The organism is Streptomyces rubradiris, from assembly GCF_016860525.1.
Lineage (GTDB): Bacteria > Actinomycetota > Actinomycetes > Streptomycetales > Streptomycetaceae > Streptomyces > Streptomyces rubradiris.
On sequence record NZ_BNEA01000001.1, the window covers coordinates 1,873,058 to 1,894,430 of the forward strand.

21 protein-coding genes and 1 pseudogene are annotated in these 21,373 nt (G+C 73.3%); 13 read left to right on the forward strand and 9 right to left on the reverse strand.

The annotated features are described in order from the left end of the window. Position 1: 1 nt before the first annotated feature. From Srubr_RS08675 to Srubr_RS08695, 5 genes are read right to left on the reverse strand one after another with little or no spacing between them, the layout of a single operon-like run. A complete protein-coding gene (locus tag Srubr_RS08675; protein WP_030783119.1) occupies positions 2–256 on the reverse strand; it encodes an acyl carrier protein in 255 nt (84 codons plus the stop codon). A 22-nt stretch (positions 257–278) separates the two neighbouring features. Beyond that, the gene (locus Srubr_RS08680) at positions 279–1,523 is read right to left on the reverse strand and encodes a ketosynthase chain-length factor (RefSeq protein WP_189996478.1); all 1,245 of its coding nucleotides are present in this window, start codon (positions 1,521–1,523) and stop codon (positions 279–281) included. A 9-nt stretch (positions 1,524–1,532) separates the two neighbouring features. Continuing rightward, positions 1,533–2,792: a beta-ketoacyl-[acyl-carrier-protein] synthase family protein gene (locus Srubr_RS08685; protein ID WP_189996477.1), complete on the reverse strand. Its 1,260-nt coding sequence runs from the start codon at positions 2,790–2,792 to the stop codon at positions 1,533–1,535. After that, a complete protein-coding gene (locus Srubr_RS08690) occupies positions 2,789–3,229 on the reverse strand; it encodes a cupin domain-containing protein (protein WP_229926734.1) in 441 nt (146 codons plus the stop codon). Before Srubr_RS08690 ends, Srubr_RS08685 begins: the two co-directional genes overlap by 4 nt. Positions 3,230–3,260: 31 nt before the next feature. Beyond that, the gene (locus Srubr_RS08695) at positions 3,261–4,343 is read right to left on the reverse strand and encodes a SchA/CurD-like domain-containing protein (RefSeq protein ID WP_189996476.1); all 1,083 of its coding nucleotides are present in this window, start codon (positions 4,341–4,343) and stop codon (positions 3,261–3,263) included. A 202-nt stretch (positions 4,344–4,545) separates the two neighbouring features. Between Srubr_RS08695 and Srubr_RS08700 the strand changes: the two genes are divergently transcribed. Continuing rightward, positions 4,546–6,204 (forward strand): FAD-dependent oxidoreductase, encoded by a 1,659-nt coding sequence (locus tag Srubr_RS08700; protein WP_189996475.1) that lies wholly within the window; start codon positions 4,546–4,548, stop codon positions 6,202–6,204. A gap of 215 nt (positions 6,205–6,419) precedes the next feature. Here the strand turns inward: Srubr_RS08700 and Srubr_RS08705 are convergent, their stop codons facing one another. After that, positions 6,420–6,887, reverse strand: a complete 468-nt coding sequence (locus Srubr_RS08705; protein ID WP_189996474.1) for an RDD family protein — start codon at positions 6,885–6,887, stop codon at positions 6,420–6,422. A 210-nt stretch (positions 6,888–7,097) separates the two neighbouring features. Between Srubr_RS08705 and glnA the strand changes: the two genes are divergently transcribed. Both glnA and Srubr_RS08715 read left to right on the forward strand, forming a co-directional pair. After that, positions 7,098–8,507, forward strand: a complete 1,410-nt coding sequence (gene glnA, locus Srubr_RS08710; RefSeq protein ID WP_189752547.1) for a type I glutamate--ammonia ligase — start codon at positions 7,098–7,100, stop codon at positions 8,505–8,507. 151 nt (positions 8,508–8,658) lie between these two features. Next, entirely contained in the window at positions 8,659–8,916 is a 258-nt protein-coding gene (locus Srubr_RS08715) for an SCO2583/SCO2584 N-terminal domain-containing protein (RefSeq protein WP_189996473.1), read from the forward strand. Positions 8,917–9,025: 109 nt separating this feature from the next. Here the strand turns inward: Srubr_RS08715 and Srubr_RS08720 are convergent, their stop codons facing one another. Further along, positions 9,026–9,301: a hypothetical protein gene (locus tag Srubr_RS08720; protein ID WP_189996472.1), complete on the reverse strand. Its 276-nt coding sequence runs from the start codon at positions 9,299–9,301 to the stop codon at positions 9,026–9,028. Between the two features lie 173 nt (positions 9,302–9,474). Here Srubr_RS08720 and Srubr_RS08725 point away from each other — a divergent pair, with 173 nt between their 5' ends. Further along, on the forward strand, positions 9,475–10,215 hold the full coding sequence (locus tag Srubr_RS08725) for an alpha/beta hydrolase (protein WP_229926733.1): 741 nt from the start codon (positions 9,475–9,477) through the stop codon (positions 10,213–10,215). A gap of 47 nt (positions 10,216–10,262) precedes the next feature. On the opposite strand, the gene Srubr_RS08730 is transcribed toward Srubr_RS08725, so the two are convergent. Continuing rightward, complete coding sequence (locus tag Srubr_RS08730) at positions 10,263–10,577, reverse strand: hypothetical protein (protein WP_189996470.1); 315 nt, start codon at positions 10,575–10,577, stop codon at positions 10,263–10,265. Between the two features lie 220 nt (positions 10,578–10,797). Between Srubr_RS08730 and Srubr_RS08735 the strand changes: the two genes are divergently transcribed. The 7 genes and pseudogenes from Srubr_RS08735 (at position 10,798) to Srubr_RS08765 (ending at position 18,240) form a co-directional block, all read left to right on the forward strand. Beyond that, a complete protein-coding gene (locus Srubr_RS08735) occupies positions 10,798–11,166 on the forward strand; it encodes an arsenate reductase family protein (protein WP_189996469.1) in 369 nt (122 codons plus the stop codon). A 252-nt stretch (positions 11,167–11,418) separates the two neighbouring features. After that, positions 11,419–12,450, forward strand: a complete 1,032-nt coding sequence (glnII, locus tag Srubr_RS08740; RefSeq protein ID WP_189996468.1) for a glutamine synthetase — start codon at positions 11,419–11,421, stop codon at positions 12,448–12,450. Between the two features lie 527 nt (positions 12,451–12,977). After that, positions 12,978–13,568, forward strand: a complete 591-nt coding sequence (locus tag Srubr_RS08745; RefSeq protein WP_189996467.1) for a winged helix-turn-helix domain-containing protein — start codon at positions 12,978–12,980, stop codon at positions 13,566–13,568. 61 nt (positions 13,569–13,629) lie between these two features. Next, positions 13,630–14,652 (forward strand): NAD-dependent epimerase/dehydratase family protein, encoded by a 1,023-nt coding sequence (locus Srubr_RS08750; protein WP_189996466.1) that lies wholly within the window; start codon positions 13,630–13,632, stop codon positions 14,650–14,652. A gap of 51 nt (positions 14,653–14,703) precedes the next feature. Continuing rightward, complete coding sequence (locus tag Srubr_RS08755; protein WP_189996465.1) at positions 14,704–15,981, forward strand: sensor histidine kinase; 1,278 nt, start codon at positions 14,704–14,706, stop codon at positions 15,979–15,981. Next, positions 15,966–16,620 (forward strand): annotated as a pseudogene (locus Srubr_RS08760) (LuxR C-terminal-related transcriptional regulator). The gene Srubr_RS08755 and the pseudogene Srubr_RS08760 overlap by 16 nt, the downstream one beginning before the upstream one ends. A 138-nt stretch (positions 16,621–16,758) precedes the next feature. Continuing rightward, positions 16,759–18,240 (forward strand): DUF1996 domain-containing protein, encoded by a 1,482-nt coding sequence (locus tag Srubr_RS08765; protein ID WP_189996464.1) that lies wholly within the window; start codon positions 16,759–16,761, stop codon positions 18,238–18,240. Between the two features lie 75 nt (positions 18,241–18,315). Here the strand turns inward: Srubr_RS08765 and Srubr_RS08770 are convergent, their stop codons facing one another. Next, on the reverse strand, positions 18,316–18,714 hold the full coding sequence (locus tag Srubr_RS08770; protein ID WP_189996463.1) for a hypothetical protein: 399 nt from the start codon (positions 18,712–18,714) through the stop codon (positions 18,316–18,318). Positions 18,715–18,811: 97 nt separating this feature from the next. On the opposite strand from Srubr_RS08770, the gene Srubr_RS08775 reads away from it, so the two are divergent. Both Srubr_RS08775 and Srubr_RS08780 read left to right on the forward strand, forming a co-directional pair. Further along, positions 18,812–19,330 carry a tetratricopeptide repeat protein gene (locus Srubr_RS08775; RefSeq protein ID WP_189996720.1) on the forward strand — a complete coding sequence of 173 codons (519 nt, stop codon included), beginning with the start codon at positions 18,812–18,814 and terminating at the stop codon, positions 19,328–19,330. Between the two features lie 49 nt (positions 19,331–19,379). After that, positions 19,380–21,332, forward strand: coding sequence for a hypothetical protein (locus Srubr_RS08780; protein WP_189996462.1), 1,953 nt, complete (start codon positions 19,380–19,382; stop codon positions 21,330–21,332). Positions 21,333–21,373 lie beyond the last annotated feature (41 nt).

The following is a 21,373-nucleotide window of genomic DNA, read 5'->3' on the forward strand; positions in this document are numbered from 1 at the left end:
GTCAGGCTCCTGCCATCAGGGTGGTGTTGACGAGGTTGAGGAACTGCTGCGGCGTCTTGCAGCGTTCGGCGTCCACCGGCATCGGGGTGCCGTGGGTGTTCTCCAGCTCGCCGACGATGCCGAGCAGGCCGAGCGAGTCGACGCCGAGGACGTCGAAGCCGGTGTCCGGCTTCTCCATCAGCTGCTCCGGGCTGACGGTGACCCCGGCGGCCTTCTTCATCAGCGCGGCGAGTTCTTCCACGGTGATCTGCGGCATGTGCTTTCCTCCTTTGCTGTGCTCACTGCCTGGTGCCGGCTCGCAGCACCAGCGCCGAGTTCGACCCCATGAGTCCGCGGCTGAGCACCAGGGCGGTGCGCGGTTCGGCGACGCGGGCGTGGCCGGTCACGAGGTCGAGGTCGTGGCAGACGTCGAAGACGTTCGGCGTCGGCGGGATCAGGCCGTGCTCCATCGCCAGCACGGCCGCGGCGGTGTCCAGCACGGGGGCCGCGCAGTAGCCGCGGCCGATCCCGGTCTTCGGCGCGGTGACCGGGACCCGTGCGGCGTGCGGGCCGAGGGCGTCGGCGAGCGCCAGGGCCTCGGCCCGGTCGGCCTCCGGCACCCCGAGGGCGTCGGCGAAGACGACGTCGATCTCCTCGGGTGCGCACCGGGCCTCCGCCAGGGCCTGCCGGACGGCGTGCGCGAGGCCGTCGCGGGACTCCGCCCAGCGGGAGGCGCCGGTGAAGGTGGCCCCGTGGCCCGCGACGACGGCCCGGACGGCGGCGCCGCGGTCCTCGGCGGTGCCCGCCGCCTCGATGACGAGCATGGCGCCGCCCTCGGCCGGCACGAACCCGCGCGCCTCCTCGGTGAAGGGGAGGTAGGCCCGGGCCGGGTCGGTCTCCCGGCTCAGTTCCGCGTAGCCGAGCTGGCAGACCATCGAGTACGGCGCGAGCGGCGCCTCGGTGGAGCCGGCCACGATCACGTCGGTGCCGCGGCGCACCGCCCGGGCCGCGTGGGCGAGGGCGTCCAGTCCGCCGGCCTCGTCGGAGGCGACGACGGAGCAGGGCCCCTTGAAGCCGCGGCGGATGGAGACCTGGCCGGTGCTGGCGGCGTAGAACCAGGCGATGGACTGGTACGGCCCGACGAACCGGCTGCCCTTGCCCCACAGTCGCTGCAGTTCGCGCTGGCCGAACTCGCCGCCGCCGGAGCCGGCGGCGGTGACCACGCCGATGGAGTACGGCGCGTCCGGGATGCCGGACGGCCCGAGCCGGGCGTCGTCCAGCGCGAAGTCGGCCGCGGCCATGGCGTAGTGCGTGAACCGGTCGGTCTGGACGAGGAAGCGCTCCTCGATGGTGGCCGCCGGGTCGAAGGCGCGGACCTCACCGGCCACCTTCAGGGGAAGGTGCTCGCAGCCCTCGCGGGTGACCCGGCCGAGGACGCTGAGGCCCTCCTGGGTGGCCTTCCAGAAGGTGTCGGTGCTGGTGCCGTTGGGCGCGACCACCCCGATGCCGGTGATGGCCGCCTGCCGGTCCTTCGGTTCGCTCATCGTGTGTCCTCACTCCCTCGGCCGGGTCAGGATCACCGCGGACTGGAAGCCCCCGAACCCGCTGCCCACGGACAGCACGCTGGTCAGCTTGCGTTCGCGGGCGACGCGCGGGACGTAGTCCAGGTCGCACTCCGGGTCGGGGATCTCGTAGTTCGCGGTCGGCGGTACGACCTGCTTGGCGAGGGCCAGCACACAGGCGACCAGTTCGATGGCGCCGATCGCCCCGAGGGAGTGCCCCACCATGGACTTGATGGAGCTCATCGGGGTGTCGTAGGCGTGGTGGCCGAGCGCCCGCTTCACGGCCGCCGTCTCGTGGCGGTCGTTCTGCCGGGTGCCGGAGCCGTGCGCGTTGACGTAGTCGATCGCCGTGGGGTCGAGCCGTGCCTGGCCGAGGGCGGTCTCGATGGCCCGCGCCATCTCCAGGCCCTCCTTGGTCAGGCCGGTCATGTGGTAGGCGTTGCCGAAGGTGGCGTAGCCGCCGAACTCGCAGTACACATGGGCACCGCGGGCCCGGGCGTGCTCCAGCTCCTCCAGGACCAGCACCGCGCCGCCCTCGCCCATGACGAAGCCGTCACGGTTGTTGTCGAAGGGCCGGGAGGCGTGCGCGGGGTCGTCGTTGTTCGGGGACGTGGCCTTGATCGCGTCGAAGCAGGCCATGGTGATCGGGGATATCGGGGAGTCCGAGGCCCCGGCCACGCATATGTCGGCCCGCCCCTCCTGGACGGTGTGGAAGGCGTATCCGACGGCGTCCAGTCCGGAGGTGCAGCCGGTGGAGACGGTCTGCACCGGACCCCGTGCGCCGAAACGTTCCGCCACCGCGGAGGCCACGGTGCTCGGCGAGAACGCCCGGTGCAGCTGCGGCTCCGCCTCGGTGTGGTCGACGTCCCAGCGCTGCCCGCGGTGGCTGACCAGGACGTAGTCGTGCTCCAGGCGGGTGGTGCCGCCGACGGCGGTGCCCAGGGAGACGCCGACCCGCCAGGGGTCCTCCCGGGCCAGGTCGAGACCGGAGTCCCGGACCGCCTCCGCCCCGGCGACCAGCGCGAACTGTATGTACCGGTCCGCCCGCTGGACCTGTTCCGCGTCCAGGCCGTGCGCGGCGGGATCGAAGTCGCACTCGGCGGCGATCCGGGACCTGAGCCCGGCCGGGTCGAAGAACGTGATGCCCCGCGTCGCGGTACGGCCTTCGGCCAGCAGGTCCCAGAACGCCGGTACGCCGATCCCGCCCGGAGCGACGACGCCTATGCCGGTGACCGCCACGCGCCGGGTCATGAGCGGACCTGTTCCCGGCCGGCGGGCTCGGCGACGGCGGCCAGCGGCTGCGCCGTCTCCTCGGTGTCGACGTGGCCGAGGGCCGGCCGCGGGGCGAGCGGGCCCAGGTGGAAGACGAGCCGCGCCTCCACGTTGCCGACGTTGCGGAACCGGTGGCGCATGTTGATGGGGATCATCAGCCCCTGCTCGGGCCGCAGCGGGTGCGGCTCGCCGTCCAGGTCCACCTCCAGCTGCCCGCACAGGACGTAGACGAACTCCTCGGAGTAGGGGTGGTAGTGCTCGCCGATGCGGTCGCCGGGCTGGACGATGGCCACCCCCATGAAACCGCTGGTGGCGCCCACCGTGCTGGGGGTGAGCATGGCGCGCAGATCACCGCCGCGCCGGGTGTTGGGCTCGATCTCGCTCAGGTCCACGATCTTCGGAAGGGGTTTGATCACGGTGTTCCTCCGTTGGTTGGGCCGGCCCGGGTCAGGCGTCGGGCGAACGGCGGTCGGTGACGAGGTCCATGCCGACGGGCTCGCCGTCCAGCAGTGCCTCCAGCCCGGCCAGGTGCCCGGGCTCCGCCAGGGCGGCCTGGGCGCCGAGGCCGGGGCGTACGTCGAGCAGCCGGACGACCACGTCGTCGCGCTGGAAGATCGTGCTGCGCAGCACGGGGCTGTCCGGGTCGTCCGCCGCCGCCTCGTCCCGCTGGGCGAGCAGTTCCGCCAGCCGCATCCCGCTGCCCGGCCGGGCCGGGTAGTAGCGGGCCAGCCGCTCGCCCTCGGTCAGCTCGTCCGCGGTGACGTGGTGCACGGCGGGCAGCGCCGCCCGGGTGAAGAAGACCCGCGCGGACTCCTGGTCGTTCAGGTCCCGCTCCTGCTCCAGATAGGGGTTGATGGCCTCCTCCACGGCCCGCACCTCGGGCTGCCGGGCGACGTGGCGCAGCGCCGCGAGCAGGTCGCCGCGCACCTCGATGGCCCGCACCACCCGGTTGCCGTGCATGAACAGGGAGGTCCGGCACAGCCGGGTGGTCTCGTCGACCCGGGCCCGGGGCGAGGCGTAGTCCGCCAGGATCCGCTTCACCTCCGCCTCGCTGCCGGGCCGCACCGTGAAGGTGAGCGCGTGCCGGATCACCCCGTCACCGATCCGGGGGGACGTCTGGAGCCGGCGGCGCTCGGCGGAGTCGGCGGCCGCTCCCCCGGTCTCGCGGACGACGTGGAAGCGCAGCGACCGGGTGTCCCGCACGCAGCTGTGCAGCGGTTCCACCATCCGCACGTGCTCCTCGCTGTTCACCCAGGTGAGGAACGGCGGGGCGCTCTCCCACTCGCTGGTGATGAGCCATTGGGAGGGATTCTCGATGGACTGGCACAGCTGGTCGCTGACGTGACCGGGGACCTGCGCCACCTGGTTGCACAGCTGTTCGTAGGCCTCCAGAAACTGCTGCTGGGCGCCGTCGTGGACGTCCACCAGGAGGACGACCCGCAGGCGGGAGCCGTCGAACACCGACTGGGAGACCCGCTTCGACACCTGGCGCGTCGAGGGGGCCGAGGGCTTTTCCGACAAGGTGGTCATGCTGCGCACATCTCCTTCACGGGGGCAGAGGCAACGCCGGCCGCCGATGACGCGACGTCAGCGCTTCTTGATCCTGTGCCGCTCGTGCCGGGTCGCGCGACTCGCGTGAACCACGCGGGTGATTGAGCACGCGAAAGCCGTCCCAGAGGGCACACAAACACCAATGCGCCCCGCATCCCGAACCTTCGCCTCTGGAGCCCTGATGCAGCAGAAAGCCGATCACCGGGTGCCCGTCCTCATCGTGGGCGGCTCCCTGGTGGGCCTGTCCCTCTCCCTGTTCCTGGGCCGTCTCGGCGTACCGCACATGCTCGTCGAGCGGCACTCCGGGACCTCGATCCACCCGCGTGGCCGCGGCAACAACCTGCGCACGATGGAACTGTTCCGGGTGGCCGGCATCGAGCCGGACATCAAGGCGGCGGCCTCGCTGCTCGCGGACAACCACGGCATCCTGCAGACGCCCACGCTGGCGGGCGACGCCGGGGAATGGCTGTTCCGGCACATCGACCCGGGCGGCGGGCTGGCCAAGTTCAGTCCCACCACGTGGTGCCTGTGCAGCCAGAACGATCTGGAGCCGGTACTGCTGAAGGGGGCCCGGGCGCTCGGTGGCGACCTGCGCTACTACCACGAGCTGGAGTCCTTCTCCCAGGACCCCGAAGGAGTGACGGCGTTCGTCCGGGACCGCGACAGCGACGAGCTCTACACGGTCCGCGCCGACTACCTGGCGGCCTGCGACGGCCCGCGCAGCCCCGTGCGGCGCCGGCTCGGCATCGGGCAGAGCGGCCCCGGCGACCTGTTCGCCAACGTCAGCGTCACCTTCCGGTCCAAGCTGCTCGCCGAGACCGTCGGCGACCGGCACTTCATCTGCTGCTACCTCACCAACCCGGAGGCCGACGGCGCGCTGCTGCCGGTCGACAACAAGGAGCACTGGGTCTTCCACGCGCCCTGGCACCCCGAGCACGGCGAGCGGCTGGAGGAGTTCACCGAGGAACGCCTCCAGCGGCACATCCGGCTGGCCGTCGGGGTGCCGGACCTCGACATCGAGGTCACCGGGAAGGCGTCCTGGCGCGCGGCGGAACGGGTCGCCGAGCGGTACACGGCCGGCCGGGTGCTGCTCGCCGGGGACTCGGCCCACGAGATGTCACCGACCGGCGCGTTCGGCTCCAACACCGGCATCCAGGACGCGCACAACCTGGCCTGGAAGCTGGCCGCCGTGCTCGACGGCTGGGCCGGGCCCGAGCTGCTGGAGACCTACGACACCGAGCGCCGGCCGGTCGCCCTGGCCACCAGCGCCCGCGCCTCGGCGCGCTCCGTGGAGCACAGCCACCCCGGTTTCGCCCCGACCCCGGGCGTCGGCGGCGGCCCGCGCAGCGGCATCCTCCCGGTGGTCCTCGCCTACCGCTATCTGGAGGGCGCCGTCCTGGACGCCGACCCGGCCCAGCCGGTCGTACCCGACGGGGTGCGGCTGACCGCGGACCCCGGCAGCCGGGCCCCCCACCTGTGGCTGCGCCGGGCGGGCGAACGGCTCTCCACGATCGACCTCTACGAGCGCTCGCTGGTCCTCCTCAGCGACGCCGGCTCGGCGGCGGGCGCGGCCTGGCAGGCCGCGGCGCGGCGCGTCGCGGCCACGGACGGGGTACGGCTGGAGGCGTACCGCGTCGGCACCGGCCCGGACGCCGACCTCGCCTACGACGGCGAGGGCCCCGGCGGCGGCACCGACTGGGCGGGCCTGCACGGCACGACGGCCGACGGCGCGGTGCTGGTCCGCCCCGACGGCTTCGTGGCCTGGCGCGCGCCCGGCGCCGCGGCGGACCCGGAGGCCGAGCTGCGGCGGGTGGTGCGGGCGGTGCTGCGCAAGGGGTAGGCCGACGGAACGGCACGCCGGAAGGATCACCCGTACCGGTGGCGCCGGCGGTGCTACGCAAGGGGAAGGCCGACGGAACGGCACGCCGGAAGGATCACCCGTACCGGTGGCACGGGCGGTGCTACGCAAGAGGTAGGCCGACGGAACGGCACGCCGGAAGGATCACCCGTACCGGTGGCGCGGGCGGTCCCTCCGGCGCATCCGCCGGGGCGCTGTCAGATGCGGACCTCGACGGTCTTGGCGAGGCGGTCGTGCAGGCCGCGGCCGTCGCGGTCCCAGACCAGCGCGGGGATCGCCAGGCACAGCAGCACCGTGCGCAGCAGGGCGCGGCCCGGGCTGACCGTGCCGGTGCCGAGGGCGACCACCCGGATGCCGAAGAGCCGCTTGCCGGGGGTGCAGCCGACCGTGCCGACGGTGAGCGCGCTCAGCACGAAGAACACGCCGAGCGCCCAGTTGCTCGTGAGCGCTCCGTTGCCGTGCGTGATCAGGCCGTATGCGATCAGGACGCACAGCGCCCAGTCCACGGCGAGCGCGCCGAGCCGCCGTCCGGGCCGTGCGATCGAGTTGGGCCCGTGCTCCGGGAGCCCGAGCTGCTCGCCCCGGTAGCCGAAGTCGGCGCCCGCCTCTTCCATGGCCGCGCGCGGGCCGGAGAGCCACGATCCGATTGCCTGCCTGTTGTCCACGCGTCCACGGTACTGCGCCCGGTTTCGGACACTACGCGCAGGGGTGAACGGGGGCTACGGTGGACACGTGGCCGGTTAACGTCTGCGAAACAAACGGGTCACGCCCGAGAAATCACCCGTCCCTAGGGTCGAGACCACCGTGTGCCACCGCACTGGCCGCACGAACGATCTACCACCCCGGCGAGGACGGTCGGGAGTAGGAGGAGCTGGATGTTCCAGAACGCCGACGAGGCCAAGAAGTTCATCGCGGACGAGGACGTCAAGTTCGTCGACGTCCGCTTCTGCGACCTGCCGGGCGTCATGCAGCACTTCACGGTGCCCGTCGAGGCGTTCGACCCGGACGAGGAGCTGGCCTTCGACGGATCGTCGATCCGCGGTTTCCAGGCCATCCACGAGTCCGACATGGCTCTGCGTGCCGACCTGTCCACGGCCCGTGTCGACCCGTTCCGCCGGGACAAGACCCTCAACATCAACTTCTTCATCCACGACCCGATCACCGGCGAGCAGTACTCCCGTGACCCGCGCAACGTGGCGAAGAAGGCGGAGGCGTACCTGGCGTCGACGGGCATCGCCGACACCGCGTACTTCGGTCCCGAGGCCGAGTTCTACGTCTTCGACAGCGTGCGCTTCGCCACCTCGGCGAACGAGTCCTTCTACCACATCGACTCCGAGGCGGGTGCCTGGAACACCGGCGCCCTGGAGAACAACCGCGGCTACAAGGTCCGCTACAAGGGCGGCTACTTCCCGGTCCCGCCGGTCGACCACTTCGCCGACCTGCGCGCCGAGATCTCCCTGGAGCTGGACAAGCAGGGCCTGAAGGTCGAGCGCCAGCACCACGAGGTGGGCACCGCCGGCCAGGCGGAGATCAACTACAAGTTCAACACGCTGCTGGCCGCCGCCGACGACCTCCAGCTCTTCAAGTACATCGTGAAGAACGTGGCCTGGCGCAACGGCAAGACCGCGACCTTCATGCCGAAGCCGATCTTCGGCGACAACGGCTCGGGCATGCACGTGCACCAGTCGCTGTGGAGCAACGGCGACCCGCTGTTCTACGACGAGGCCGGGTACGCGGGCCTGTCGGACATGGCCCGCTACTACATCGGCGGCATCCTCAAGCACGCTCCGTCGCTGCTGGCCTTCACCAACCCGACGGTGAACTCGTACCACCGTCTGGTGCCGGGCTTCGAGGCGCCGATCAACCTGGTGTACTCGCAGCGCAACCGCTCGGCCGCGATGCGCATCCCGATCACGGGCTCCAACCCGAAGGCCAAGCGCGTCGAGTTCCGCGCGCCCGACTCCTCCGGCAACCCGTACCTCGCCTTCTCGGCGCTGCTGCTCGCGGGCCTGGACGGCATCAAGAACAAGATCGAGCCGGCCGAGCCGATCGACAAGGACCTGTACGAGCTGGCTCCCGAGGAGCACGCGAACGTCGCCCAGGTCCCGACCTCGCTGAACGCCGTCCTCGACGCGCTGGAGGCCGACCACGAGTTCCTCCTCCAGGGCGACGTGTTCACGTCCGACCTGATCGAGACGTGGATCGACTTCAAGCGCACCAACGAGATCGCCCCCCTCCAGCTCCGCCCGCACCCGCACGAGTTCGAGCTGTACTTCGACGTGTGACGGCCCCCGCACCACACCCGAGGCCCCGCCGCTCCCCGTGAGCGGCGGGGCCTCGGGCTTTCCATGGCTGTGCAACCTTTCTCGCTTCTCGAACTTCCTATTGTCGGAGGATCATGCCTCCGCAGTGCCGGACGAGAGAGGTTGCACGGGGATGGCGGAACAGGACGACTGGGAGCGCGAGTTCGATCACGCGTGGGTGAACTCGGCCGAGCACAAGGAGCCCTCCGCGCGGGCCCGGATGCTCGCCGCGCGGTGGAAGGAGAACCCGCCGGAGCCGGCGCCCTTCCGTGCCGACCCGGACCCGGTGGGGCCACGCCGGTCCTCCTGGGTGTCGACGGCCGTGGTGCTCGGGTGCGTGGCCGCGGTGATCGTGCTGCTGGGGTACGCGCAGCTGCGGTCCGGCTACTGATCTCCCCACGGGGCCACGAGGGCCACGGGGGCCGGGGGTGCGCACCGGACAGCGGGGCGCCTGGGGCGCCGCCGGCCTGTGCCGGCCGGTGGCAGCCCCGACCACCGGGTTACCGGGTCTTCTCCCGCTCCTGCCGGCGGGCCTCGAAAGGGCGCTCGCGGCGGTAGCGGCGCTCCCAGCGGGCCTGGCGGTCGCGGCGCTCGCGGTACGCCCGGTAGGTGTCGGGCAGAGCGCTGGAGGTGGGGGCGGGCGGGGTCGTGCCGGGGGAGCCGCGGCCGTGTGTCGCGTACAGGTACAGCAGCGCCACCGCGGCGAGCCACCAGAGATGGTTTCCGATTCCGAGGATCACCAGGACCACGGTCCCGGTCGCGAGAATGCCACGCATGACGGACCTCCGTGGGGTGAGTTGGGGGGGAAGCGGAGCGTGTCTGTGCCGTCTCCGTACGTACAGCGTAGGAAGGGCGCGATCACCGGCGCATCCCGTTTTCCGCGCGCCCCTGGGGCGGTGTGCGAGGGGTTCGCGCGGGCGCGGCGGGGCGCCGTGAGTGAATGGCCCGCATGGACCGAATCTCCCCCTTCACGCACGCGTACGACGGTGAACGGCTCAGCGGGGCCGGTGCCGGACCGGCCGGCCGGGCCACGGCGCTGCTGCTCCACGGCGCGGGCAACGGCAGCAAGGAGCGGCTGCTGCCGTTCCTCGCCGACTTCGCCGGCCAAGGCTGCCGCGCCCTCGCCCTCGACTTCTCCGGGCACGGTGAAAGCACGGGCGAGCTGGCGGAGTTGAGTCTGCGCCGCCGGTACGAGCAGGCGGTGGCGGTGCTCGACGCGCACGCTCCGGCGGGCGATCCGCTGGTCATCGTCGGCTTCAGCATGAGCGGGCAGACGGTCGCCGATCTCATGCGGCACTACGGGCGCCGGGTCGCGGCCGTGGGGCTGTGCGCGCCCGCCGTGTACGGCCAGGACGCCTGGGACGTGCCGTTCGGCAACGGCGACAGCCGCTTCTCGGAGCTGATCCGCACGCCGGACAGCTGGCGGGACTCCCCCGCCCTGGAGGTGTTCCGCGCGTACGCGGGCCGGGCGGTGCTGGCGGTGCCGGGCCACGACACGGTCATCCCTGCGGCGGTCACCGAGGCCATACAGGAGGCGCTGTCGGAGCGGGCCCGGTTCTCCCGCTTCGACCTCCCGGACGCCGAACACATGCTGGGCCTGTGGTTCCGCGACCACGCCGAGGACCGGCGGGAGTTCGTGACGCGGCTGCTGGCGGGCCTGGACGGGCACTCGGAGGCGCCCCTTCGGTGACGGTGCCGGGTGCCCCCGCGTCTGCGCGAGGGCACCCGGCACACGGCTCACCGCGAGTAGCGCATCAGCGTCCGCACCATGTGACACGTGGTGTCGGAGGGCGGCCGCATGCCGATCCGCTCGGCCGTCCCGCGGATCGTCTCGTTCCGCGCCTGCTCCGGCAGGTAGATCCCGGAGTCGAGCAGGGCTATGGCGAGGCGCATGGCCTTCAGGCGCCGGTTGTGCGTGACATACCACTGGCGCGGCCGTCCGGCCGGCAGCGGTCGCTTCACCTCGGGCTGGTAGGGCGAGTCGAACAGCACGGGGTGCTGGGCGGTGGACTGGGTCGGCAACGGCTTCGGCTTGAGGGCGGCAGCGGGCACAGGCATCCTCCTGTCGCGGTCAGACCGGTCGCCGGCGACCCGGCGCCCGGTCTCGAACACTGCTTCCAGTCTACCGGCGGCCACTGACAATCGGTCGGTCACGGAAGCGAGTGAATCCGCAGCTCACATGGGAAATTGGCGTTCCGTCACCGGTGGTGGGGATGGGGCTGCCGAGGTGTCGTGAATTCGAACAGAGCCGGTACCGCGTACCGTGTCGCGCATGGAGATCTGGATCAATCCCGCCTGCTCGAAGTGCCGTAGCGCGCTGACCCTGCTCGACGCCGAGGGGGCCGAGTACACCGTGCGGCGGTACCTGGAGGACGTGCCGGGCGAGGACGAGATCAGGGCCGTGCTGGACCGGCTGGGTCTCGAACCGTGGGACATCACCCGCACCCAGGAGGCGGCGGCCAAGGAGCTGGGGCTCAAGGAGTGGCCGCGCGACGCGGGCTCCCGGGACCGCTGGATCGCCGCGCTCGCCGGGCACCCCAAGCTCATCCAGCGGCCGATCATCACCGCGGACGACGGGACGGCGCTGGTGGCCCGCAGCGAGGAGGCCGTACGGGAGGCCCTGGCCCGCAGCGAGCACTGACCCCTGCCGTCGTGCCGGGGAACCCCGGTCGTACGCAATCCGCACGGCCGGGACCGCTCCCTCTCACCGCGTGGTCCCACGACGTGAGCCTCGGCACACAGGCGTCGGGTAACACGGCGTTCACATTCGGGCAATGGCCGGGAAACCGCCTGTTGACAGGCTGCCCGCAGTTCGAGCGGCGCCCCAGTGCCGCAGCGCCGCGGCAACCGCCCAGGCGGATGCGCCCGACCCACCCCGAAGGATGTGGCCCCCGTGACCTTCAAGGCTGAGTACATCTGGATCGACGGCACCTCGCCGACGGCCAAGCTCCGTTCCAAGACGAAGGTCATCACGGGCGCCCCGGCCGGTCTCGACACGCTGCCGCTGTGGGGCTTCGACGGCTCCTCCACCAACCAGGCCGCGGGCAACTCCTCGGACTGCGTGCTCAGGCCGGTCTTCACCTGCCCGGACCCGATCCGCGGCGGCGACGACATCCTGGTGCTGTGCGAGGTGCTGGACACCGACCTGACCCCGCACCCGACCAACACCCGCGCGACGCTGGCCGAGGTGGCCGAGCGGTTCGCCGCGCAGGAGCCGATCTTCGGCATCGAGCAGGAGTACACCTTCTTCGCCGGCTCCCGTCCGCTGGGCTTCCCCGAGGGCGGCTTCCCGGCCCCGCAGGGCGGCTACTACTGCGGTGTCGGAGCCGACGAGATCTTCGGCCGGGACGTCGTCGAGGCCCACCTCGACAACTGCCTGAAGGCGGGCCTCGGCATCTCCGGCATCAACGCCGAGGTCATGCCCGGCCAGTGGGAGTTCCAGGTCGGCCCGCTGTCCCCGCTGGAGGTCTCCGACCAGCTGTGGGTGGCCCGCTGGCTGCTGTACCGCACCGCCGAGGACTTCGGTGTCTCCGCGACCCTGGACCCCAAGCCGGTCAAGGGCGACTGGAACGGCGCGGGCGCGCACACCAACTTCTCCACCAAGGCCATGCGCGAGGGCTACGACGCCATCATCACCGCCTGCGAGTCGCTCGGCGAGGGCTCGAAGCCGCTGGACCACGTGAAGAACTACGGCGCCGGCATCGACGAGCGCCTGACCGGCCTGCACGAGACGGCCCCGTGGGACAAGTTCTCCTACGGCGTCTCCGACCGGGGTGCCTCGGTGCGCATCCCGTGGCAGGTCGAGAAGGACGGCAAGGGCTACATCGAGGACCGCCGCCCGAACGCGAACGTCGACCCGTACGTGGTGACCCGCCTGCTGGTGGACACCTGCTGCACCGCGCTGGAGAAGGCCGGCCAGGTCTGATCCGTCCCGCACCTCGGGGGCGCCCGCCGTGACGGCGGGCGCCCCCGTCGCGTATCCCGTAAGCCGCCTCGGGGGGCGGCCGTTGACCCCGTGCCACGGTGGCCGACCCTCGGCGCCGTCCGGAATGTGAGACGGCCTCCCGGACTCCCCCGGCCCGCTCCAGGCCGCTGAACAGGCCCGTAATCCGGGGTCCGGCGCGTTTGTCACGTCAATGTCACACCAAGGAAGCGTCCAAGCAGTGAGAGGAGGCTCCTGCCCGCCGCACGGCTCTGCTTCAATAAGAGCATGGCCGGCATCCAGCAGAGCACCGCGACGGGTCGCTACGACCTCCAGCCGTTCTGGCCTTCCCGTCAGCACCACGACTTCGACCGTGTGTGTCGCCCCGCGATGAACGCGCGGGCCCTCTAAAGCCGTACCCCCGGCCTTCGGCCAGCGCGAAACGACGTACGTCCGCCGGCGACGCCCGACCACGAACCGGGCCGCCGCACCCTCCCGACGAACTCCTCGCGCGAAAGAGCTGACCTCTCATGGCGACCACCCGATCCCTCTCCACCGCCACCCTGCCCGCCCCCGCCCCGAACGGCACCCGGCACCGGCTGCGCGCCGTAGACCGGGACGAGGCGGTCCACGTGGCGGACTTCCTGCCGCCGGGCGCCACCTGGCTGCCCGCGCCGCAGCACACCCTGCCCACCCTGCCGGGCCGGCCGCCGATGGTCGGCTACCTGGTGCTGGTCCCCGCCGACCAGCGGCCCCCGTTCCCGCCGGTCGCCGTCCCCGACCAGCCGGAGGACCAGGCCGGGCGCACCGAGCCGGACCCCGGCGCCGAGCCGCTGGTGCGGATCGACCCGGTGCGGCGCACCGCCAGCGTCGAGGGCCGCGAACTCGACCTGACCTACCTGGAGTTCGAGCTGCTGGCCCACCTGGTGGCGCACCCGCACCGGGTGCACACCCGCGACCAGCTCGTCACCACGGTATGGGGCTACGGGCACGTCGGCGACGGCCGCACCGTGGACGTGCACATCGCCCGGCTGCGCCGCAAGCTGGGCGACCGGCACCGCAAGTCGATCCAGACCGTGCGCCGGGTCGGCTACAAGTACACCCCGGCGACCGCCCGCTGACCGTTCTGCCCTCGGCAGAGCCCCGCGCGCCCACGGCCCCGGACCGGGCAGGATCACCGGCATGAGACTTCTCGTGCTGGGCGGTACGGAGTTCGTGGGGCGGGCCGTCGTCCAGGCCGCGCTCGGGCGCGGCTGGGAGGTGACCGTCTTCCACCGGGGACGTCACCAACCGCCGCCCGGAGCGCGGTCGTTGCACGGCGACCGCACCGCGCCCGACGGCCTCGCCGCGCTCGCCGCGGAGCGGGCCGGCTGGGACGCCGTGGTGGACACCTGGTCGGCCGCCCCGCGCGCCGTGCACGAGGCGGCCCGGCTGCTGCGCGGCCGGGCCGGGCGGTACGCGTACGTCTCCAGCCGGTCGGTGTACGTGTGGCCCTGGCCGCCCGGCGCCGCCGAGGACGCCCCGCTGGTCGAGGGCGCCGCCGACGCCGGGGCCACGGACTACGCGGCCGACAAGCGCGGCGGGGAACTGGCCGTCGTCGGCGCCTTCGGCGCGGCGGACGCGCTGCTGGTGCGGGCCGGGCTGATCCTCGGCCCGTACGAGAACGTGGGCCGGCTGCCCTGGTGGCTGACCCGGATCGCGCGCGGCGGCCCGGTCCTGGCGCCCGGCCCGCGCGAGCTGCCCCTCCAGTACATCGACGCCCGGGACCTCGCCGACTGGCTGCTCGGCGCCCTGGAACGCGGCCTGGGCGGGCCGTACAACCTGGTGAGCCCGCCCGGCCACACCACCATGGGCGAGCTGCTCGCCACCTGTGTACGGGCGACCGGCGCGGACGCGGAGCTGCGCTGGACCGCTCCGGAGGCGATCCTGGCCGCCGGGATCGAGCCGTGGACCGAGCTGCCGGTGTGGGTGCCGCCGGGCGGCGAGACACACGGCGCCGTGCACGGCGCGGACGTGTCGCGGGCGGTGGCGACCGGGCTGGTGTGCCGCCCGGTGGCACAGACGGTCGAGGACACCTGGCGCTGGCTGAGCGGGCTCGGCGGCACCGGGCCGCTGCGTACCGACCGCACCCGTCCGGGCCTGGACCCCGAGGTGGAGGCGAAGGTGCTGGGCCTGGCCGGGGGTGTACCTGGCACCACCCCCTGACGTGGGGCTCCGCCCCGTGACCGGGCCCGGCGGACCGGCCAGACTGGCGCCATGAACACCGACGTCCAGCGGGACGACTTCCGCGCCCGCACCCGGCAGGCGGTGCTGGCCGCCGTACAGGGGCTGGTCCTGGCCCTGGCGATGCCGCCGGTGACGGTGCTGTGCTTCGCCTTCACCGTCATGTCCCTCGAACTCCTCCCGCTCGGCCTCGGCCTGTTCCTGGTGCCTCCGGTGCTCGGCGCGGTCCGCAGGTACGCGCAGGTGCGGCGGCAACTGGCCGCCGAGTGGGGCGGGGTGGTGATACCGGTGGTGTACCGGCCGGTGCCGCCGGGGGCGGGCCCGTGGACGCGCACGGTCACCCTGCTCCGGGACCCGCAGACCTGGCGGGACCTGCTGTGGCTGCTCACCGACATGACCGCGGGCACGGTCACCGCGCTGCTCCCGGCCGTGCTGCTGTTCTTCCCCGTCCAGGGGTTCCTGGTGGCGGCCGGGCTGTGGCGGGCGTACGTGCGGGAACCGGGCGACATCTACTGGTACGCGTTCGTGCCGGTCACCGGGCAGGCGACCGCGCTGCTCGCCGCCGCCCTCGCGGCCGTGCTGCTGGTGGTCGCCCACCGCTTCACCCCGCGGCTGCTCACCGCGCACTTCCGGCTCACCCGGGCCGTGCTCGGCGGCGGCCGGGGCGACCTCACCGAGCGGGTGCGGGTGCTGACCGAGACCCGGCGGGACGCGGTGGACACCTCGGCCGCCGAGCTGCGCCGGATCGAACGGGACCTGCACGACGGCGCGCAGGCCCGGCTGGTCGCCATGGGCATGGACCTCGGCACCATCGAGATGCTGGTCGAACGGGACCCGGCCGCGGCGAAGAAGCTGATCGCGCAGGCCCGCCGGAACTCCGCCGAGGCCCTGGAGGAGCTGCGCGACCTGGTGCGCGGCATCCATCCGCCGGTCCTCGCCGAGCGCGGACTGGGCGACGCGGTACGGGCGTTGGCGCTGCGGCTGCCGCTGCCGGCCGAGGTGAGCGTGGAGCTGTCCGGCCGGGCGGAGGCGCCGGTGGAGTCGGCCGCCTACTTCGCGGTCAACGAGGTGCTGACCAACGCGGTCAAGCACTCCGGAGCCGACCGGGTCTGGATCGACGTGCACCACACCGACGGCCGGCTGCGGCTCACCGTCACCGACGACGGGCGGGGCGGCGCGGTGGTGGGGGCCGGCTCGGGGCTCGCGGGGGTGGAGCGCCGGCTCGGTACATTCGACGGCGTCCTGGCCGTCAGCAGCCCCGCCGGCGGCCCCACCATGGTGACCATGGAGATCCCGTGCGTGTTGTCCTAGCCGAAGACCTCTTCCTGCTGCGCGACGGGCTGGTGCGGATGCTGACGGCCTACGGCTTCGAGATCGCCGCGGCCGTGGAGACCGGTCCCGAACTCGCCGAGGCGTTGGAGGAGTTGACGCCGGACGTGGCCGTGGTGGACGTACGGCTGCCGCCCACGCACACCGACGAGGGCCTGCAGTGCGCGCTCGCCGCCCGCCGGACGCGGCCCGGGCTGCCGGTGCTGGTGCTCTCCCAGCACGTGGAGCAGCTGTACGCGCGCGAGCTGCTCGCCGACGGCGCCGGGGCGATCGGGCTATCTGCTCAAGGACCGGGTGTTCGACGCGGAGCAGTTCGTGGACGCGGTACGACGGGTGGCGGCGGGCGGTACGGCCATGGACCCGCAGGTGATCCAGCAGTTGCTGTCCCGGCGGTCGGCCGACGACCGGCCGCTGGCCCGGCTGACCCCGCGGGAGCGGGAGGTGCTGGAGCTGATGGCCCAGGGCCGGTCCAACGCGGGCATCGCGGCCCAGCTCGTGGTGACGGAACGGGCGATCGCCAAGCACACCTCCAACATCTTCGCCAAGCTGGGCCTGGAGGTCTCGGACGACGACAACCGGCGCGTCCTGGCGGTGCTCGCCTATCTGGACCGGGACCGCTGATCCGCCGGCCCCCGCTGATTCGTCGGGGAATTCACGAGACCGGTGAACACCTCTGGGGCGGCGTCCGTATGGAAGGGCGCCGCTTCACTCCTGCCGGGCGCCTCGGTGCCGCCCCCAGAAGGACGTCAGAGGAGTTCCATGGGACGCAACACTCGAAAACGCCGTACGCCGCCGGCCGCCAAGGCCCTCGCCGCGGTGGCGGCCCTGGCGCTCGGCGGGGGCGGGCTGGTCTGGGCGAACGTCCACGCCTCGGCGCACGAGCCGGACCAGCGGGCCTGGGGCGACAACCGGACCAAGGCCGCCACGGCCCGGGTCGCGACCGTCTCCTGCCCGGACGTCGGCCAGCGGCTGACGGACGTGCCGGAGCCGGCCCGGCAGGGCGTCGCCCGTGAACTGGCCACCCTGGACCGGCAGATCACCGAGGCGTACGCCCGGCTCGCCGGCACCCGGGACGCACAGGCGAAGGACCCCGGGTTCGTGCGGAACGCGATCGTCGGTCCTCTCGGCGAGAAACGCGCGGCGACGATCGACCGGATCCGGACCGGCATCCAGCGGGCCGGCGGGTCCTTCGACACCGCGCTGGAACGGCTCGCCCCCTGCACGACGCGGAGCACGAACCGGACCGACGCGGCCGGCGGGCCGCGAGACGGGGGGCGGCGGGACGACGGCGGGCAGCGGGGAGGCATCGGCGGGCAGGCCGGCAACGGCCCCGTCGCGGCGGACTTCGTGGACATCACCGAGGTCGCACCGAACGTCCGGGGCGGACCGCGCCGGACCGGCAACGCCTCGACCGGCACGTTCACCACCCGCTGCGGGGTGAACGCCAACAAGAACCACAACACCGACAACGTGATCGTGGCCCCCGGTGTCACCAACGGCGCGCACCACCTGCACGACTACGTCGGCAACCAGAAGGTCGACGCCTTCGCGAGCGATCGGACGCTCCTGCGTGGCGGGACCAGCTGCCGCAACCGCGCTGACCTGTCGTCGTACTACTGGCCGGTGGTCCGCGTCCAGGACGGCACCCGGGACTTCGACCAGAACGCCGACGGCGGCGGCAAGGAGGGCAACGTCGGCCGCATCCTGACCCCGGTCCGGGCCGAGATCAAGTACGTCGGCAGCCCGGTGGGCAAGGTCGTCGCGATGCCGCGGTTCCTGCGCGTCATCACCGGTGACGCCAAGGCCACCACCAACGGCCCGGCCAACGCCAACGCGCACTGGAGCTGCACCGGCTTCGAGGACAAGGTGCAGCTCACCGACCGGTACCCGATCTGTCCGCGGGGCAGCGAGGTGGTGCGCTCCTTCGCCTTCCAGAGCTGCTGGGACGGGCGGAACACCGACAGCGCCAACCACCGTACGCACGTGGCCTTCGCCGACCCGGCCAGTGGCGCCTGCCCGGACGGGTTCACGGCGATCCCGCAGCTGACCATGCGGCTCGTGTACGCCGTTCCCCCGCCGGTGATCCGGAACGGACGGGTGAGGAACGCCTATGCGGTGGACGGCTTCCCCGAGCAGCTGCACAAGGCGGCCACGGACCACGACGACTTCATCAGCGTCACCAAGAACGGACTGGCCGACAGGATCGCCGACTGCCTCAACCGCGGTCTCAGCTGCGCGTGACCCCCACCGCGGGCAGCTGACCGAAGGCCGGTGACGTCCCCCTCGTCACCGGCCTTCGCCCTGCCCGCTACCGGCTCAGCCGCCGTGCGCGTGGTGGCCGGCGCCCGCCTCCAGCTCACCGCCCAGCGTGCCGCGCAGCGCCCGGACCACCCTTTCGTCGCCGACGGCGACCCACTTGCGGCCGACCAGATAGTGGCCGCCGTAGTCCTCGGCTGCGTCGGTCCACTCGCGCCGGCCCCGGTCGGTGGCGAAGGTGGCGAGGACGAACCGCCCTTCCGCCGTGCTGCAGACGGCCTGGCGGATCTCGTCGGCGTCGGTCTGCACGTCCGGCTCGCACTCCACCTCGGCGGCCAGTTCCTCCAGGCTGCCGGTCGCGGCGGGCGGCACCCGGCCGGTGTCCTCGCCCGAGCCGCAGCCCGCCGACGCCAGCGCCAGCAGTACGGCCGCGACGGGCGCGAGTCGCGTCACCCTCATCTGTCCCTCCGGTCCTGGTGTACCGGGCAGGCCCCGGCCCCCACGGATACGGCCCCCGGGCCCGGTGCGCTCAAAACCGGTGACCGGGCACGCACGCGTGTGCGAGGGTGGCGCGGTGAACCAAGACTGGGAAGACCGCGTGGCCGCCGCCTGGGGCTCGTTCGACGACTATCCGCCGGAGCGGGCGCACGAGTTCCGCGCGCTGATCGACACCCTCGTCGCCGAACTGCCCGCCGACAGCCCGCTCGGCCCGTTCGAGCGGGCCTGCGCCTGGGACTCGACCGGGCACTCGGACAAGGCGGTACCGCTGTACCGGGAGGCGCTGGCCCGCGGCCTCACGGGCTCCGAGCGCCGCCAAGCGAAGATCCAACTGTCCAGCTCGCTGCGGAACATCGGGCAGCCGGAGGAGGGCGTCAAGCTGCTCACCCCCGAACTCGACGCCCCGTCGGACGAGTTGGACGACGCGGTACGGGCGGTCCTCGCCCTGTGCCTGTCCAGCCTCGGCCGCGACCGCGAGGGCCTGTCCCTGGTGCTCGGCGCGCTCGCCCCGCATCTGCCGCGCTACCAGCGGTCGATGGCCAACTATGCGCGCGCCCTGGTCGATCCGGAGGTCTGAACCGGGCGCGCGGCGGTGACCGTCCACCGGCTCGCTCGTTCTTCCGGGCGTGCAGTCACAGGATCTCTCCCAGCGCCACGCACCCTCCGCCGGTCCCGGGCCGGTCGACGCCGAGCAGGCCGAGGCCGTGCTCGCCGAGCACTACCCCCGGCTGGTCCGGCTCGCCTACCTCGTGCTGCCACCGGGCCTCGGCCGCGGCCGCCGCGTGCTGACCGCACACGCCCTCGCCCAGCGCGCGCTGCCCCGGGGCCGCAAGCAGCCGGCCCCGATCCCGGCCCAGGGCGGCGGCCGGGCGGACGACCCGGGGTACGCCTATCTGCGCGAGCGGGTGCTGCGCATGGCCCTGGCGGCGGCCCGTCCCCGCCGGGGCCTGCCCCGCCTGGCCCAGCTGCCGCCGCCGCTGCCGCAGGTGTGGGGGCTCAGGCTGTTCCCGCGTTCCGGCGGCGCCGACGAACTCGCCTTGGACCAGCGGCTGTCCGCCCTCTCCGGCCCGGCCCGCGCCGCCTATGTGCTGCGCGGCCTGGAGCAGTTGCCCGACGCGGACATCCGCAAGCTGCTGAAGGCAGCCGGGGTGTCCGATCCGGGAGGCGCGCTGGCCTCGGCGAACGGTGTGCCCGCGCATCCGGGGCTGCTCTCCTCCCCCGAGTTCGACCCGTGCACGCTCCAGGCCCGGCCCACCGATCTGGTGCGCCGCCGCCAGCACACCAAGGCCGCCCTCGCCGCCGCCGCCGCGCTCGCGATCTGCGGCGCGCTGGTGGCCCTGCCGGGCGGCGGCTGGGGCCCGGACGGCGCCGCCGCGCCCGTGTACGCCCAGAACCCCGCCGCCGAGGCCGCCCTCGACCCGGGCCGGCTGACCCGGGCCGCCCCCGACGCCTGGCGGACGGCGGACCGCACCGACTTCTCCGTGTGGCCCGCGCGCGGCCCGCTCACCGGTGACCAGGAGCTGCTGCGCCGTGCCCTGGCCGTGTGGGCCCGCCCCGGCAGGAGCGTCCGGGTCTCGGCGACCCCCGGCACCCCGACCGGCGGCCCGGCCGGCCCGCCGCAGCTGCTGTACGCCGGCGAGGTCGACGCCGCCCGCGTGGTGCTCCTCCACGACGGCCTGCGCATCGCCCGTTACGCCGAGCCGAAGGACGGCACGCAGGGCGCGGCCCTGGACTTCGCCCGGGTCGACGGCGCGACGGGTGCGGAGGCGAGCGCGCTGGTGCTGGGCCGCTCCGACGCCAACGTCCGCTATCTGACCGCTCCTTGGGTGACGAAGGCGGCCCAGCGGGACCTGACGAAACCGGACTCGGCCGCCGTCCCGCTCCCCCTCGCCGACGGCGTGACCGGGCCGCTGGCCGGCCCCGCCCTCCAGTCCGGCGGCTGCGCCTCGTGGACCGTGCTCCAGCTGACCGACGCCTCCGGCACGCACCTGGGCACCGACCTCGGCGAGCTGGTCCCGGCCCGGCTGACGGCCGGGCGGCCCGGCGCGGCCGAGGACGCCTCTAGTCCGCGGGGGCTGCGCACCTGGGCGCCGTTCGCCTGCTCGCTGGCGGCCGAGCGCTCCGCGGGCGTGCGCAGCGTGAACGCCTGGGTGTTCGCCGAGCAGCCGCTGCCCGACGCGAGCGAAGCGAGATGGGGGTCCCCCCGCCCGGAGGGTGGGGGAGGGTCCGCTACCTGGGTGTGCACCCGGGCGGAGACCTGGCGCGGGGACGGCACGATCGCGCTGGCCCAGTTCCGGGCTCCGGGCGGGGCGGCCGGGGCGGTCGTCGCCAAGGGCGCGGACGTGCCGGCCTGCGGGCCGCGTGACCCCCGGGTGCTGGCCGGGGTGCTGTGGAAGTCGGCGGCCGGGAACTGGTACCTGCTGGCGGCGGGCAGCAAGGACACGGCGTCGATCGAGGCCACGGGCGGGGTCACCGCGTCCGGGCCGGGGCCGCTGCTGGTGGCGCGGGCCGAGCAGGGGGCGCGGGCCGAGCTGAAGGGCGTGTCGGCGGACGGCCGGGAGATCAGCGGCCTGCGGTAGCGACGTCGGCGAGGTCTGCCGTAGCGGCACCGGCGTCGACA

Coding starts and splice junctions, on each gene's coding strand:
- Srubr_RS08675 (WP_030783119.1), bottom strand. CDS start 256: ATGCCGCAGATCACCGTGGAAGAACTCGCCGCGCTGATGAAGAAGGCC.
- Srubr_RS08680 (WP_189996478.1), bottom strand. CDS start 1,523: ATGAGCGAACCGAAGGACCGGCAGGCGGCCATCACCGGCATCGGGGTG.
- Srubr_RS08685 (WP_189996477.1), bottom strand. CDS start 2,792: ATGACCCGGCGCGTGGCGGTCACCGGCATAGGCGTCGTCGCTCCGGGC.
- Srubr_RS08695 (WP_189996476.1), bottom strand. CDS start 4,343: ATGACCACCTTGTCGGAAAAGCCCTCGGCCCCCTCGACGCGCCAGGTG.
- Srubr_RS08700 (WP_189996475.1), top strand. CDS start 4,546: ATGCAGCAGAAAGCCGATCACCGGGTGCCCGTCCTCATCGTGGGCGGC.
- glnA (WP_189752547.1), top strand. CDS start 7,098: ATGTTCCAGAACGCCGACGAGGCCAAGAAGTTCATCGCGGACGAGGAC.
- Srubr_RS08715 (WP_189996473.1), top strand. CDS start 8,659: ATGGCGGAACAGGACGACTGGGAGCGCGAGTTCGATCACGCGTGGGTG.
- Srubr_RS08720 (WP_189996472.1), bottom strand. CDS start 9,301: ATGCGTGGCATTCTCGCGACCGGGACCGTGGTCCTGGTGATCCTCGGA.
- Srubr_RS08725 (WP_229926733.1), top strand. CDS start 9,475: ATGGACCGAATCTCCCCCTTCACGCACGCGTACGACGGTGAACGGCTC.
- Srubr_RS08735 (WP_189996469.1), top strand. CDS start 10,798: ATGGAGATCTGGATCAATCCCGCCTGCTCGAAGTGCCGTAGCGCGCTG.
- Srubr_RS08745 (WP_189996467.1), top strand. CDS start 12,978: ATGGCGACCACCCGATCCCTCTCCACCGCCACCCTGCCCGCCCCCGCC.
- Srubr_RS08750 (WP_189996466.1), top strand. CDS start 13,630: ATGAGACTTCTCGTGCTGGGCGGTACGGAGTTCGTGGGGCGGGCCGTC.
- Srubr_RS08755 (WP_189996465.1), top strand. CDS start 14,704: ATGAACACCGACGTCCAGCGGGACGACTTCCGCGCCCGCACCCGGCAG.
- Srubr_RS08765 (WP_189996464.1), top strand. CDS start 16,759: ATGGGACGCAACACTCGAAAACGCCGTACGCCGCCGGCCGCCAAGGCC.
- Srubr_RS08770 (WP_189996463.1), bottom strand. CDS start 18,714: ATGAGGGTGACGCGACTCGCGCCCGTCGCGGCCGTACTGCTGGCGCTG.